The sequence below is a fragment of the Enterococcus pallens ATCC BAA-351 genome, from assembly GCF_000407485.1.
GTDB lineage: Bacteria > Bacillota > Bacilli > Lactobacillales > Enterococcaceae > Enterococcus_A > Enterococcus_A pallens.
In genome coordinates this window covers 846,609-860,282 of sequence record NZ_ASWD01000003.1, presented here as the reverse complement: position 1 = coordinate 860,282, position 13,674 = coordinate 846,609, and the positions used below count along the sequence as shown (strand labels likewise).

Sequence of the window (13,674 nt, the reverse complement as noted above, 5' to 3'; positions counted from 1 at the left end):
GTAATCAATGACAAAGAAAAAAACTGTGGTGTTAATCTTTTTAGTGGCATTTAATTTACGGTTAGGTATTTCTAGTGTACCGCCTATTTTAACTATTATTCAAAATAGCTTGGATTTATCCAATTTTGCGGTTAGTTTGCTGACAAGTATTCCCGTAGTTTGTATGGGAATCTTAGCCTTTTTAGTTGCGTTTGTACAAAAAATACTCGGACGGAATAATGGGATTTTTTTATTCTTGTTGATTTTAGGCGCCGCAACTCTAAGCCGTAGTGTGCTTAATAATTTTGGGGGATTAGTAGTTACTACTTTATTAATAGGCTGCTCAATTGCATTGATTGGACCTTTGTTGTCCGGCTTTATTAAAGAGCTTTTTCCAGAAAAAGCAGGTCTATTGATTGGTGTTTATTCGTTAAGTATGGGATTAGGTTCGGTTAGTGCCTCCAGCCTAATGATACCGTTGACTCAAAGATTTGATGGTCAATGGTTTAAAGCATTGTCTGTATGGGGAGTATTAGCCCTAATAAGTGGCATTATTTGGAAATTAGCGATAGGGAAGCAGACGACCTTGACTGTCAATAATCAGCTCAAATCTTTTTCTTTTAGAGATAAGAAGTTGTGGAAGCTAGCCTTGTTTTTTGGTGTTCAGTCGGGAGTATTTTACAGTTTTACCACTTGGATTACTTCTGCCTTATTGAATAAAGGAGTATCACAGGTAATGAGTATTACCTTACTGACTACCTTTACAGCGGTACAAATGATTAGCAGTTTTCTGATACCGACTTTAATGGACAAGGTCGGAACAACTAGACAATGGATTGTTTGCTGCAGTTGCTGTTTATTAAGTTCGGCTCTATTATTGCTTTTCACAAGTGGGTTATTTATGCTGATAGTGAGTGTTCTATTGGCAGCAGTAGCAACAGGCGGTTTTTTCCCAATTGCTATGCTGCTGCCAATTCAAGAAAGTCAAGACGCTTCACAGGCTAGTATTTATGCTAGTATTGTACAAGCTTTTGGCTATGTTATTGGGGGCTTTACTCCTATATTAATTGGCAGCCTTATTGATTTAACAAACAGCATAACTAGCTTATATTGGTTACTGTTAATTGGTGCATTTTTACTGCTGATTATAGGATATTCATTGGAAAGCGGGGAAGCAAATGGTAAATAAAAGAGGACTGGTTAATCAGACTATTACTGAGCTTTTAGCTTATATTGAGGCACAAAATTATGAAGCAGGACAAAAACTTCCTATTGAAGCAGAACTGGCTAAGCAATTGGGTGTAGGACGTTCCACTTTAAGGGAAGCAGTAAAAATATTGTCTTTTTCAGAAGTCTTGGATGTTCGTCAAGGTTCAGGCACTTATTTGAAAACGACCCGTTTTAAAGAGGATTTCTCAACAGCAGAATTGCTAGTTGCGCGGCAAATGCTGGAGGTTCAGGCTGTTCGATTAATTATCCAACAAGAATCTGATGTAGAAGATATGCTTAAATTAAAAGAATTATTGTTTAAACGAAATCACCTATTAGAAGATGGTCAATTTTCCAAATACGTAATCCAGGATATGGCTTTCCACAAGAAAATTATAGATCTAGCCAATAATCCATTTTTAGTAAAATGGTATCAGGAAATCGAAGAAGATATTCGGCTGTATCTTAGCGCTCAGATGTTGCAAGCTACTAACTATCAAGATAATACTCGGCTTCATAATCAGCTGTATCAAGCTTTAGTAGAGAAAAATTTAGAACTGGCTGAGCAAATGATTATGGCCAATAATGGTTTTGAAGAGTAGTGATTTTCGAATATTCTAAGGAGATTACCAAGTTTTGGAAAATACCTTTTCTTTTGAGGGAAGTTCTAGTAAAATATGTAGCGAATGTCAAAAGAGAGGAGCGATAAAATGGTATCAACAGGAATTGTTGTGTTGATTGCAGTCATTGCCGCAATATTGGGTGCTGTAGGTGGTTTCTTCTTAGCTAGAAACTGGATGAAAGATTATTTAAAAAAGAACCCTCCAATTAACGAGGATATGTTGCGTCAGATGATGATGTCGATGGGTCAAAAGCCTTCTGAGAAAAAAATTCGTCAAATGATGCAGCAAATGAAAAATCAGGATTAATTTTAAGCAAGGACAATCATTTATAGATGGTTGCCCTTCTTTTTTGAAATGAAGGAAGTTAAATTGAAAATAATCGACAATTCGGCTTTGCCAAAAACGTTTCAATGACAAAATCTAGGGATGTTTACAAACCTTTTGTAAGCAAATAACTCGACAGAAATCAATTGTAGCAGTAAAGTTAAGCCAAATGGGGGGATTCGAATGTACGACGTAATTATTATTGGTGCCGGTCCTGCAGGGATGACGGCTGCTTTGTATGCATCACGTTCAAATTTGTCTGTATTAATGATCGAGCGCGGTGCGCCTGGTGGACAGATGAACAATACAGCTGAAGTAGAGAACTATCCAGGATTTGACTCAATTATGGGTCCTGAGTTGGCACAAAAAATGTATGAAAATGTAGAAAAATTTGGAACTGAAAATGCTTATGGTATTGTCCAAGATATCAAGGATCACGGAGATTACAAAGAAGTAATCACTGAAGATCAAAGTTATCAAGCAAAAACAGTGATTATTGCAACTGGATGTGTCCATCGTAAATTAGGTGTAGCTGGGGAGGAATCGTTCGCTGGTCGTGGTGTGTCTTATTGCGCAGTTTGTGATGGAGCCTTTTTCCGCAACAAACGGTTACTAGTTGTTGGCGGCGGCGATTCAGCGGTAGAAGAAGCAATTTACTTAACGCGTTTTGCTTCTGAAGTAGTTATTGTTCATCGTCGGGATGAATTAAGAGCTCAAAAGATTATTCAAGACCGTGCATTTGCCAATGAAAAAATTTCGTTTATTTGGGATAGTGTAATAGAAGAAATTGTTGGTAATGAAATGGTTGTAACAGGTGCGAAAATCCGTAATGTTAAAACTGAGGCAGTCCATGAAGAACCAGCAGACGGTGTTTTCATCTATGTGGGGCTGGAGCCATTAACTGAACCATTTAAGAATAGCGGAATTACTAACGGAGCAGGCTGGATTGAAACAGATCATGAGATGAAAACCAGCATTCCAGGCGTTTTTGCAATTGGTGATGCGCGTGAAAAAGATTTGCGTCAAATTACAACTGCAGTTGGTGAAGGCGGAATTGCAGGTCAACAAGTTTATAAATATATCGAGAGCAATAAATAATGAGTGTCATTTTTGACACTCTTATTTTTTTGCTCCCTTTTAATGTTTTTGTTTGCTGAATATAACAAGGATGGTATACTTGAAAGGTAAGAAAAATGAAAGAGGTGTCCTTCATGTCTTGGGAACAAGTGTATGAACAATGGATGAATTCCGATAAACTGGATGAAAAAATGCAACAGGAATTAAAAGCGCTTGATAAGGATGCTGAATTGAAGCAAGATGCGTTCTATACATCTTTAGAATTCGGCACAGCAGGTATGCGCGGAATTTTAGGACCAGGAACCAATCGTATGAATATCTTTACGATTCGTCAAGCGACAGAAGGTTTGGCACGTTTTATGGATACACAAGATGAACAAACCAAAAAGCGTGGCGTAGCAATTGCCTATGATTCTCGTCACATGTCACCTGAATTTGCTATGGAAGCTGCGCGAACATTGGCTGCCCATGATATTCCTTCTTATGTTTTTGAAAGCCTGCGACCAACGCCAGAACTTTCTTTTGCAGTACGTCATTTGAATGCTTTTACCGGCATTATGATTACAGCTTCACACAATCCTGCTGAGTATAATGGGTACAAAGTTTATGGTGAAGATGGAGGTCAAATGCCGCCAGAAGATGCGGATGCGTTGACTAAATTTGTCCGTTCGGTTGAAAATCCTTTAGAAGTAGAAGTTTTACAAGATGAGAACAGCAAATTAATTACGATTATTGGTGCAGAAGTTGATGCTGCCTACTTAGAAGAAATTAAAGCTGTGACTATCGATCAAGCATTGATTAACGAGATGGGTAAAAACCTTAAACTTGTTTACACACCGTTGCATGGTACTGGAACAATGCTTGGAGAAAAGGCTCTGAAGCAAGCCGGTTTTGAGGAGTACATGCTGGTGCCAGAACAGGCAGTAGCAGATCCCGATTTTTCTACTGTGAAGTCGCCAAATCCTGAAGAGCATTCAGCGTTTGAGTATGCGATTAAGTTAGGGGAAAAAGAAGGCGCAGATTTATTAATTGCTACTGATCCGGATGCTGACCGCTTAGGAGCAGCTGTTCGTTTGCCAAGTGGTGAATATCAAGTACTAACTGGTAATCAAATCGGAGCGATTTTGATACGTTACATTTTAGAAGCGCACAAACAAGCGGGCGATTTACCAGAAAATGCGGCAGTACTGAAATCTATCGTTTCAAGCGAGTTGCCAACCGCAATTGCTAAAGCATATAATACTGAAATGATTGATGTTTTAACGGGCTTCAAATTTATTGCTGAGAAGATCCAACAATACGAAAAAGATGGTTCTCATACTTTCATGTTTGGTTTTGAAGAAAGCTACGGTTACTTGATCAAACCATTTGTCCGTGACAAGGATGCTATCCAAGCATTGCTTTTATTAGCAGAAGTTGCTGCTTATTATAAGAAACAAGACAAAACACTTTATGATGGATTGCAAGAAATCTTTGAAGAATACGGCTACTTTGCTGAAAAAACCATTTCTGTAACATTAAGCGGTGCTGAAGGTGCTGCTAAAATCAAAGAAATTTTGGAAGGCTTACGGGCTCAAGCGCCAACCGAGTTTGCTGGTGTTCCAGTTTCGTTAACTGAAGATTATTTAACGCAAAAGGCAACCGATAGTAATGGGGCAAGTACACCAATCGATATGCCATCTTCTAATGTGTTAAAATATACTTTAGAAGATGCTACTTGGTTAGCTATTCGACCTTCTGGTACAGAACCAAAAATTAAATTTTATATTGGAGTAAAAGGTTCTTCAGAGGAAGATGCAGAAAATAAATTAGCAACCTATGAAGCAGCAATTCGTAAAATCACAGAGTAGGAGAGTGGCTTAGAATGAGTACACGGGAAACAGAAATTCAAGCCGTTAGTCAATTGTTCAAAGTATTGAGCGACCCCACTCGTTTAAGAATTTTATTGTATTTGAAACAAGGTGAGCGCAATGTTTCTTCCATCAGTGAAAATTTAGCGATGGAGCAGTCAGCGGTTTCCCATCAATTGAAGTTGTTGCGGGATAATCGTTTAGTCAAAGCAAGACGAGACGGCAAGGCAATGCTGTATAGTTTAGATGACCATCATGTCTTGGATATTTTGGATCAAACCTTCCGTCACGTGTCTCACCATTAAGACAACTAGTGATTTTCCACTTTTATTGGAAAATCACTAGTTTTTTTTTGGTATTTTAGTTATACTAAGACACAAACTATATTAAAATATGATGAAACACGTTTAATCTTTGTGCAATCATTTGGAGGCGAATTATGGAAAAACCAGTTAAAGTAGGTCTATTAGGTTTAGGTGTTGTAGGAACTGGCGTGCTAGAGATTCTAGCAGATCATCAGGAAAAAATCGAAAAGAGTATTGGTTGTCCTTTAACCGTAACAAAAGCGTTGATTCGCCCAACCGAGGACAAAGATGAAATGGCGAAAAAATACAATCTTCAATTAGTACATGAGTTAACCGATATTATTGAAGATCCAGAGATTGATATTGTGGTAGAGGTAATGGGACGAATCGAACCAGCTAAAACTTTCATTGCTGAAGCTTTAAAAGCTGGCAAGCATGTCGTTACTGCAAACAAAGATTTATTAGCGCAGCATGGCAGTGAGCTAGCTTCACTGGCTCATGAACAAAAACGAAACTTATACTATGAAGCAAGTGTAGCGGGGGGAATCCCAATCTTGCGCACTATTGCTAATAGTTTAGCTGCTGATGATATTCAGGAAGTATTAGGAATTGTTAACGGAACGACTAATTACATGTTGACTAAGATGGTTACTGAGCAGCTGGATTATGATACAGCCTTAAAACAGGCACAAGAATTAGGCTTTGCTGAAAGCGATCCTACCAATGATGTGGATGGTATTGATGCCGCTTATAAAATGGTCATTTTAAGTAAATTTGCTTTTGGGATGACCATTAACATGGATCAGGTAAAAGTAAAAGGAATTCGCGGCTTATCTGGCAACGATGTTACGGTTGCTGATCAATTAGGCTATACTGTTAAATTAATCGGATCTACGGTTAAACAGGGCGATAGTATCGCTGCAGAAGTAGGCCCAGTATTAGTACCAAGTGATCATCCACTGGCTTCAATTCATAACGAATTCAACGCAGTATTTGTGAAGAGTTCAGGGATTGGTGAATCAATGTATTACGGACCAGGTGCTGGATCACGACCAACGGCAACTAGTATCGTGGCAGACTTGATGACGATTGTTAATAAGATTCAACTAGGAACAATTGGTCACCGTTTTAGCGAATATACTCAACCGACTAAGTTAACACCGCCAGAAGAAATTGTCAGCAAATATTTCTTATCATTAAAAATGCCAGACGAAACTGGTCAATTTTTACAATTAGCAGAAATTATGGCGAAAGCTGGTGCCGGACTTGAGCAAGTAGTTCAAGAGAAAGCACAAGTAGAAAATCATGCTCGAGTTGTGGTAATTACGCATAAAATGTCTGAAACAACCATGAGCCAAATTCAAAAAGATATTGCTGAAAAAACGAATTTTGAACTACTATCAACAATGAAAGTAATGGGGGAATAGCCAACATGTACGAAGGATTATTAAAGCAGTACCAAGAATATTTGCCAATCACTGACAAAACACCAATGCTGTCACTAGCAGAAGGAAACACACCATTGATTCCACTGCATAATTTGTCAAAAGAATTAGGAATTACCTTGTATGGTAAATATGAAGGCTTGAACCCAACTGGATCATTTAAAGACCGCGGAATGGTAATGGCTGTAGCGAAAGCTGTAGAAGACGGAGCGAAGGCGATTATCTGTGCTTCAACCGGTAATACTAGTGCAGCAGCGGCTGCTTATGCGACTCGTGCAGGGATTAAGGCATATGTAGTGATTCCTGATGGAAAAATTGCCATGGGTAAACTAGCTCAAGCCATTATATATGGTGCAGACATCATTTCAATTCCTGGTAACTTTGATGAAGCATTAAAAGCGGTGCGGGACATCGCTGAAACCGAAGCTGTTGCTTTGGTGAACTCAGTGAATCCTTATCGTTTAGAAGGCCAAAAAACGGCTGCATTTGAAATTTGCGAGCAATTAGAAAAAGCACCTGATGTTTTAGCTATCCCTGTCGGTAATGCTGGAAATATTTCGGCTTACTGGAAAGGATTTAAAGAATGGCATGAGGTTAAGGGTACAGCCTTACCTCGTATGCACGGTTTTGAAGCAGAAGGAGCAGCGGCAATTGTTCGGGGAGAAGTGATCGAACAGCCGGAAACTGTAGCGACAGCGATTCGTATTGGGAATCCTGCTAGCTGGAAATTAGCAGAAGCAGCTAGAGATGAATCGGGGGGACACATTGATGCAGTAACCGATGAAGAAATCTTAAATGCTTATCGTAAAGTTGCTGCTCAAGACGGTGTCTTTGTTGAACCAGGTTCAGCTGCATCATTAGCTGGAGTGATTCAGCATGTGAAGAGTGGAAAAATCAAACAAGGTGAAACTGTAGTAACAGTCTTCACTGGAAATGGATTGAAAGATCCGGATACAGCAATTAATGCAACCGATGTTAAAATCAGCAAAATGAGTGACTTGGAAGATATGCGTCAACACTTGAAAGAAGGAGTGGCGAAACTATGAAAATCCGCGTTCCAGCCACAAGTGCCAACCTAGGTCCAGGCTTTGACTCTTGTGGGATCGCGCTTTCGCAGTATTTAGTGATCGAAATCGGTTCAGTGACGCAAAAGTGGGTAGTAGAGCATGATTTATCTAACGCTATTCCCCGTGATGAGAAAAATTTATTGATTCAAACAGCGCTGAAAATAGCACCTGAATTGACGCCTCATAGCATAAAAATGTCAACCGATATTCCAGTGGCTAGAGGGTTAGGCAGCAGTTCTTCAGTCATTGTAGCTGGAATTGAACTGGCAAACCGTTTAGGCAATCTAAACCTTTCTGTTCGAGAAAAATTAGAGATTGCCACTGAAATCGAAGGACACCCTGATAATGTAGCACCAGCTATATGCGGTAGTTTTGTTGTAGCAAGTTATGCGGATGGACAGGTAGAATACGTGAAACATCATTTCCCTGAATGTGATGTAGTGGCTTTTATCCCAGATAAAGAATTGCTGACTTCTGCCAGCCGCAGTGTTTTGCCAGATGAGTTTTCTTATCAAGAAGCGGTGAAGGCTAGTTCAATTGCGAACGTGATGATTGCCGCAGTCTTAAATGGCAATCTTCCTTTGGCAGGTAAAATGATGGAAAAGGATTTATTCCATGAGATACACCGGAAGCATTTAGTGCCTCATTTGACTGAAATCCGGGCTATTACTCAAGAGCTAGGCGGATATGGCAGCTATCTTAGTGGAGCAGGTCCTACTGTACTTACTTTGTTAGCACCAGACAAGTCTCAACAGGTTGCTGAACGGCTAAAGGATTTGGATACTACTGCTCGAGTAGAAATTTTAGCTGTGGATCAAGAAGGCTTACAAGTTTATTAAGTGAATAGTTACGCGATGAAAAGAAGAGTATAAAAAATAAGGGTTTCCAGAGAGCTTCGGTAGCTGAGAAGAAGCATTCCTTATCTTTTAGAAGATGGTCTTGGAGCATAGAATGATGAACGGAGTAGTCATTTTCGGGTTAGCCCGTTACAGCTTGCAACAGTTTATCTGTTGAATAAGATTGATGATTGATCAATGAATAAAGGTGGTACCACGGAAAACTTCCGTCCTTTCCTATAGCAGGAGGACGGAAGTTTTTTTGCCAGTCGCACTTTTCATAGTATGACTTAAGCAGTAAGAGATTGCTATCTTAAAAAAGGTATAGCAATAGAAATATTTAGTACGGTATGCCTATGACGATAGAATTCATTTTTCTATTTTTGAAAGATGAGAACCTAACGACCAGTTAGCTGCCAGTTTTAAAAGTAAAAATTTTCTATATTGTATTTAGTATAAACCTAAAAATTAAAGGAGGAAAAGAATATGGAATTTGAAACAAAATGTCTGCATGCGGGGTATACACCAGGAAATGGGGAGCCTCGGGTATTACCAATTACACAGAGTACCACTTATACTTACGACTCAACAGAAGAAATTGGAAAACTATTTGATTTGGAAGAAAGCGGCTATTTTTATACTCGTTTAGCCAATCCCACTACTGGGGCAGTTGAAGAAAAGCTGGCTGCATTGGAAAATGGTGTGGGTGCGTTATGTACAGCTTCCGGACAGGCAGCAACTTTTTATGCTATTTTGAATATTTTAGAGGCTGGGGATCACTTTATTTCTTCTTCCTATGTTTATGGTGGAACCTATAACTTATTTGCTCATACCTTACGTAAAATGGGTATTGAGGTAACCTTTGTCGATCAAAATGCCTCTTTGGAAGAGTTGAAGCAGGCAGCTAAGCCAAATACTAAAGCGGTTTTTGCTGAAACGATTGCAAATCCTGCCTTATATGTCCTTGATATTGAAAAATTTGCTCAATTGGCTCAAGCTTTAGATGTGCCGTTCCTAATCGATAATACCTTTGCTACACCTTATTATTGCCGTCCAATTGAATTTGGTGCGGATATTGTCATTCACAGTACAACTAAATATTTGGATGGTCATGCAGTTCAGACTGGCGGAGTGATTATTGATGGCGGTAAATTTAACTGGAATAACGGTAAATTCCCGCAATTATCTGAACCAGATGAAACCTACCATGGGATTGTTTACACTGAAGCTTTTGGAGCAGCTGCTTACATTACTAAGGCACGCGTGCAGTTAATGCGTGACCTTGGTGCGACACCATCACCTCAGAACTCTTTCTTGTTGAATTTAGGAATTGAAACCTTGGCAGTAAGAATGGAACGTCACTATCAGAATGCATTAGTTGTTGCCGAGTTTTTGACAAAGCAAACGGCGGTTAAATCTGTGACTTACCCAGGCTTGAAGCAAGATAAAAGCTATGAGTTGGCACAAAAATATGTTCCAAACGGTTTATGTGGCGTGATTTCTTTTGAAATTGCAGCTGGAAAAGAAGCGGCAGCTAAATGGTTAGATGCTTTACAAATGGTTTCTTTAGAAGTTCATGTGGCAGATATCCGGACATGTGCGTTGCATCCAGCAACCTCTACTCATCGTCAGTTAAATGAAGATGAATTGATGAATGCAGGAATTTCACCTGGGCTGGTACGTTTATCTTGTGGAATTGAAAATGTAGCTGATATTTTAGCAGACCTGCAGCAAGCTTTTGAACAGCTGGAGGGATAGTCATGCCGATTCGTTTAGAACCTGATTTTCCAGCTAAAAAGGTTTTGGAAAATGAAGACATTTTCGCCATTGATAATCTACGAGCGAATCAGCAGGATATCCGTCCGTTAAAATTATTGATCTTAAATTTGATGCCCAATAAAATTGTTACAGAGATTCAATTGCTGCGTTTAATTAGTCAAAGTCCTCTGCAAATTGATGTGGATTTTATGAAGGTAGCTTCTCATGAGCACCGGAATACTAGCAAAACCCATTTGGAAAAGTACTATTTAGAATTTTCTTCTATTAAAGAAACCTGTTATGATGGATTGATTATTACTGGTGCACCGATTGAAAAGCTGCCTTTTGAAGAGGTAGATTATTGGGAGGAGCTTACAGCTATTATGGCTTGGAGTCAAACCCACGTGACTTCGGTTATCCACATCTGCTGGGGAGCTCAAGCAGGGCTGTATCACCATTATGGAATCAATAAGGTTATGTTCGAGGAAAAACTATTTGGTATTTTTTCGCAAAAGCTTTTGACAAAGCATCGGCTGTTTCGCGGCTTTGATGACGTCTTTTGGATGCCGCAATCTCGTTATACTGGTATTGATGAAGCACAAGTTTCAAACAGTCCCTTAGAAGTGATTGCTCGTGGAGAAGAGGAGGATGCTACGATTCTTCTTTCAGACGATGGCCACAATGTATTTTTACTAGGACACTTTGAGTATGACTCGGGGACCCTGGAAGGTGAATACCTGCGGGACTTAGATAAAGGCTTAGACACTCAAAAACCTGAAAATTATTATTTGTCATCAGATGAAAAGGTTACAAATCGCTGGCGAGCGCATGCTTATTTGTTTTTCCATAATTGGATCAACGATGTTTACCAAACAACGCCTTATGTATTAAATCAAATAGTAGAAATTCAAACGAAAAAGCTAAATAAGTCATTTTAGAACTAAAATATCCGAATTCTAGTGATTTCGCTCCTGTAACAATGGGCGATTTCACTATCATTCGGATATTTTTAATGTTTTTTAGGGTTATTCGTCATCATCAGAGTCTTCCATGAAATAGTAGCTGTGGTCTTCTAGGTCCAAGGCAGTCATAATTTTTGCAGCAGTTTCTTCGATCGAATAATTGGCTACATTTACCACATAGCAACCTAGCTTTTGATACAAATCATTGGCAAATTCTAATTCAGCTTGAATTTTGTCACGATCTGAATAAGCCGTTTCAGGGTTAAGTCCGTAAGCACGCATCCGTTCTTTCCGAATATTGATTAATACCTCTGGATCATTGGTCAAGCCGACAATTTTCTTAGGATCAATCTGGAACAGCTGCTTAGGAATATGGGCTTGTGGAATTAATGGTAGATTAGCAACCTTTAAGTTTTTGTTAGCTAAAAACAAGCTTAAAGGTGTTTTTGAGGTCCGTGATACCCCTAATAAAACGATGTCAGCATCAAGGAAGCCTTTCGGATCTTTCCCATCATCGTATTTTACAGCAAATTCTAATGCTTTGATTCGTTTGAAGTAATTGTCATTTAGGTGATGTAATGCTCCAGGTTCGTAGCTAGGTTCAATATGTGCCCGGCGTTCAATTTCATTAACAACCGGATTCAGCAGGTCCATATGGAACAAGCCGGCCTGTTCACAAAATTCTTCGGCAATTCGTGATAGCTTTGGATCGATCAATGTATGAATGATTAGTGCATTTTCGTTTTTTGCATCCTTTAATGCTTTCAACAGTAATTCTGATGAGCTAATAAAGGTTCGACGGAATAAGCAAAATTCTACAGTTGGGTATTGGGCCATAGAAGCTTGTGCCAATTTAGAAGCTGTTTCACCTGCCGAATCGGAAATGATAAAGATCGTTACAAGATCAGTTTGATTTTCCTTCTCCATAAAATTCTCCCTTGTATTTTAAGATAATTTATTATACCATATTGTTTATTCATAATCATTACGATTTAATTAGGAGGAATCGTCATGACTCAACCGACCTTGTTAGAAAAAGCATTGGTAAAAGTAAAAGAAAATGGCTTTAAATACACAAAAAAGCGTGAAACTTTGCTGGATTATTTAATCAAAAAGAATCGTTATGTAGCTGCCAAAGAAATCTATGAACATTTGAATAATCTTTTTCCAGGACTTAGTTACGATACTGTTTATAGAAACTTAAGAGAATTTTGTGAAATTGGAATTATAGAAGAGACTGATTATCAAGGTGAGATGAAGTTCCGCTTCAGCTGCAGTGAAGATTTTGGGCATCATCATCATTTTATTTGTACTGTCTGCGGCAAAACGAAAGAGATCCATATGTGTCCCATGGATTTCTTTAAGGAACAATTAGATGATTGTCAAATTGAAGGCCATCGTTTTGAGTTATATGGGCGTTGTTCGGATTGTAAAACGATTGCTTAAATAATCGGGAAAAATAAAACTCCTCAGTACCTTGACTCGTATTTATCCATTCGATATAATAACCTATGGACGGTCTTGTTTTTTGAGAGTATATTTCAATAACAAAAACGGTTACTTTTTAAGCTCGGAGGGAGGGAATTTATATGTCAAAAACAGTGGTTCGTAAAAATGAATCTCTTGACGATGCTCTTCGTCGCTTCAAACGTTCCGTTTCAAAAGCGGGGACTCTACAAGAATCTCGTAAACGTGAATTTTATGAAAAGCCAAGTGTGAAACGTAAGAAAAAATCAGAAGCAGCTAGAAAACGCAAAAAATTCTAGTGTGAATGGAGTGATATGATGTCACTGCTTACTCGGCTAAACGAAGACATGAAGCAGGCGATGCGCAGCAAGGACAAGGAGTCTTTGCAGGTGATCCGAATGCTGAAAGCCGCTGTTCAAAATGAACAAATCAATACCGGACAGGAATTATCAGAAGATGAAGAATTGACTGTATTGTCTCGTGAGATGAAACAACGTCGTGATTCATTAACTGAATTCGAAAAGGCCGATCGTACTGATTTAGCGGACAAAGTAAAAAAAGAAATTGTAATTGTGGAAAAATACTTGCCAGCGCAGCTTTCAGAAGATGAAATCCGCAGCATAGTAAGTGATGCAATTGCCAAAACTGGAGCAGCTTCACCAAAAGAATTTGGTAAAGTAATGGGTGCTGTGATGCCTAAGGTCAAAGGTAAGGCCGATGGTAATCAGGTAAATGCCATTGTGAAAGAGCTGTTACAATAAGAATTCTTACC

15 protein-coding genes and 1 other annotated feature are annotated in these 13,674 nt (G+C 38.9%); of the genes, 14 read left to right on the top strand and 1 reads right to left on the bottom strand.

Translation table 11 applies throughout. The features are described 5' to 3' along the window. Positions 1-7: 7 nt before the first annotated feature. From I588_RS16730 to I588_RS16680, 11 genes are all read left to right on the top strand, one after another. The gene (locus I588_RS16730; protein WP_010759947.1) at positions 8-1,168 is read left to right on the top strand and encodes an MFS transporter; all 1,161 of its coding nucleotides are present in this window, start codon (positions 8-10) and stop codon (positions 1,166-1,168) included. Next, a complete protein-coding gene (locus I588_RS16725; protein ID WP_010759946.1) occupies positions 1,158-1,790 on the top strand; it encodes a FadR/GntR family transcriptional regulator in 633 nt (210 codons plus the stop codon). The genes I588_RS16730 and I588_RS16725 overlap by 11 nt, the downstream gene beginning before the upstream one ends. Before the next feature lie 108 nt (positions 1,791-1,898). Then, positions 1,899-2,117 (top strand): YneF family protein, encoded by a 219-nt coding sequence (locus I588_RS16720; RefSeq protein WP_010759945.1) that lies wholly within the window; start codon positions 1,899-1,901, stop codon positions 2,115-2,117. A gap of 201 nt (positions 2,118-2,318) precedes the next feature. After that, positions 2,319-3,233, top strand: a complete 915-nt coding sequence (gene trxB, locus I588_RS16715; RefSeq protein WP_010759944.1) for a thioredoxin-disulfide reductase — start codon at positions 2,319-2,321, stop codon at positions 3,231-3,233. Positions 3,234-3,346: 113 nt separating this feature from the next. Beyond that, a complete protein-coding gene (locus I588_RS16710; protein WP_010759943.1) occupies positions 3,347-5,062 on the top strand; it encodes a phospho-sugar mutase in 1,716 nt (571 codons plus the stop codon). A gap of 14 nt (positions 5,063-5,076) precedes the next feature. Next, on the top strand, positions 5,077-5,367 hold the full coding sequence (locus I588_RS16705; RefSeq protein ID WP_010759942.1) for an ArsR/SmtB family transcription factor: 291 nt from the start codon (positions 5,077-5,079) through the stop codon (positions 5,365-5,367). Between the two features lie 134 nt (positions 5,368-5,501). Further along, complete coding sequence (locus tag I588_RS16700) at positions 5,502-6,794, top strand: homoserine dehydrogenase (protein WP_010759941.1); 1,293 nt, start codon at positions 5,502-5,504, stop codon at positions 6,792-6,794. A 5-nt stretch (positions 6,795-6,799) separates the two neighbouring features. After that, positions 6,800-7,858 carry a threonine synthase gene (gene thrC / locus I588_RS16695; protein WP_010759940.1) on the top strand — a complete coding sequence of 353 codons (1,059 nt, stop codon included), beginning with the start codon at positions 6,800-6,802 and terminating at the stop codon, positions 7,856-7,858. Next, the gene (gene thrB, locus I588_RS16690; protein ID WP_010759939.1) at positions 7,855-8,718 is read left to right on the top strand and encodes a homoserine kinase; all 864 of its coding nucleotides are present in this window, start codon (positions 7,855-7,857) and stop codon (positions 8,716-8,718) included. Before thrC ends, thrB begins: the two co-directional genes overlap by 4 nt. A 6-nt stretch (positions 8,719-8,724) precedes the next feature. Next, positions 8,725-8,953 (top strand) — a binding site (T-box leader). Between the two features lie 248 nt (positions 8,954-9,201). Further along, entirely contained in the window at positions 9,202-10,473 is a 1,272-nt protein-coding gene (locus I588_RS16685; RefSeq protein WP_010759938.1) for an O-acetylhomoserine aminocarboxypropyltransferase/cysteine synthase family protein, read from the top strand. 2 nt (positions 10,474-10,475) lie between these two features. Continuing rightward, positions 10,476-11,411, top strand: a complete 936-nt coding sequence (locus I588_RS16680; protein WP_010759937.1) for a homoserine O-succinyltransferase — start codon at positions 10,476-10,478, stop codon at positions 11,409-11,411. A gap of 87 nt (positions 11,412-11,498) precedes the next feature. Here the strand turns inward: I588_RS16680 and I588_RS16675 are convergent, their stop codons facing one another. Continuing rightward, complete coding sequence (locus I588_RS16675; protein WP_010759936.1) at positions 11,499-12,362, bottom strand: pyruvate, water dikinase regulatory protein; 864 nt, start codon at positions 12,360-12,362, stop codon at positions 11,499-11,501. Between the two features lie 84 nt (positions 12,363-12,446). Between I588_RS16675 and I588_RS16670 the strand changes: the two genes are divergently transcribed. The 3 genes from I588_RS16670 (at position 12,447) to I588_RS16660 (ending at position 13,663) form a co-directional block, all read left to right on the top strand. Continuing rightward, positions 12,447-12,881 (top strand): Fur family transcriptional regulator, encoded by a 435-nt coding sequence (locus tag I588_RS16670; protein ID WP_010759935.1) that lies wholly within the window; start codon positions 12,447-12,449, stop codon positions 12,879-12,881. Positions 12,882-13,024: 143 nt separating this feature from the next. Next, positions 13,025-13,201, top strand: coding sequence for a 30S ribosomal protein S21 (gene rpsU / locus I588_RS16665; RefSeq protein WP_002356740.1), 177 nt, complete (start codon positions 13,025-13,027; stop codon positions 13,199-13,201). Positions 13,202-13,219: 18 nt separating this feature from the next. Then, the gene (locus tag I588_RS16660) at positions 13,220-13,663 is read left to right on the top strand and encodes a GatB/YqeY domain-containing protein (RefSeq protein WP_010759934.1); all 444 of its coding nucleotides are present in this window, start codon (positions 13,220-13,222) and stop codon (positions 13,661-13,663) included. Positions 13,664-13,674 lie beyond the last annotated feature (11 nt).

Bases quoted from the DNA above. Each gene is read 5' to 3' on its own strand.
- I588_RS16730 (WP_010759947.1), top strand. From the start codon at position 8: ATGACAAAGAAAAAAACTGTGGTGTTAATCTTTTTAGTGGCATTTAAT.
- I588_RS16725 (WP_010759946.1), top strand. From the start codon at position 1,158: ATGGTAAATAAAAGAGGACTGGTTAATCAGACTATTACTGAGCTTTTA.
- I588_RS16720 (WP_010759945.1), top strand. From the start codon at position 1,899: ATGGTATCAACAGGAATTGTTGTGTTGATTGCAGTCATTGCCGCAATA.
- trxB (WP_010759944.1), top strand. From the start codon at position 2,319: ATGTACGACGTAATTATTATTGGTGCCGGTCCTGCAGGGATGACGGCT.
- I588_RS16710 (WP_010759943.1), top strand. From the start codon at position 3,347: ATGTCTTGGGAACAAGTGTATGAACAATGGATGAATTCCGATAAACTG.
- I588_RS16705 (WP_010759942.1), top strand. From the start codon at position 5,077: ATGAGTACACGGGAAACAGAAATTCAAGCCGTTAGTCAATTGTTCAAA.
- I588_RS16700 (WP_010759941.1), top strand. From the start codon at position 5,502: ATGGAAAAACCAGTTAAAGTAGGTCTATTAGGTTTAGGTGTTGTAGGA.
- thrC (WP_010759940.1), top strand. From the start codon at position 6,800: ATGTACGAAGGATTATTAAAGCAGTACCAAGAATATTTGCCAATCACT.
- thrB (WP_010759939.1), top strand. From the start codon at position 7,855: ATGAAAATCCGCGTTCCAGCCACAAGTGCCAACCTAGGTCCAGGCTTT.
- I588_RS16685 (WP_010759938.1), top strand. From the start codon at position 9,202: ATGGAATTTGAAACAAAATGTCTGCATGCGGGGTATACACCAGGAAAT.
- I588_RS16680 (WP_010759937.1), top strand. From the start codon at position 10,476: ATGCCGATTCGTTTAGAACCTGATTTTCCAGCTAAAAAGGTTTTGGAA.
- I588_RS16675 (WP_010759936.1), bottom strand. From the start codon at position 12,362: ATGGAGAAGGAAAATCAAACTGATCTTGTAACGATCTTTATCATTTCC.
- I588_RS16670 (WP_010759935.1), top strand. From the start codon at position 12,447: ATGACTCAACCGACCTTGTTAGAAAAAGCATTGGTAAAAGTAAAAGAA.
- rpsU (WP_002356740.1), top strand. From the start codon at position 13,025: ATGTCAAAAACAGTGGTTCGTAAAAATGAATCTCTTGACGATGCTCTT.
- I588_RS16660 (WP_010759934.1), top strand. From the start codon at position 13,220: ATGTCACTGCTTACTCGGCTAAACGAAGACATGAAGCAGGCGATGCGC.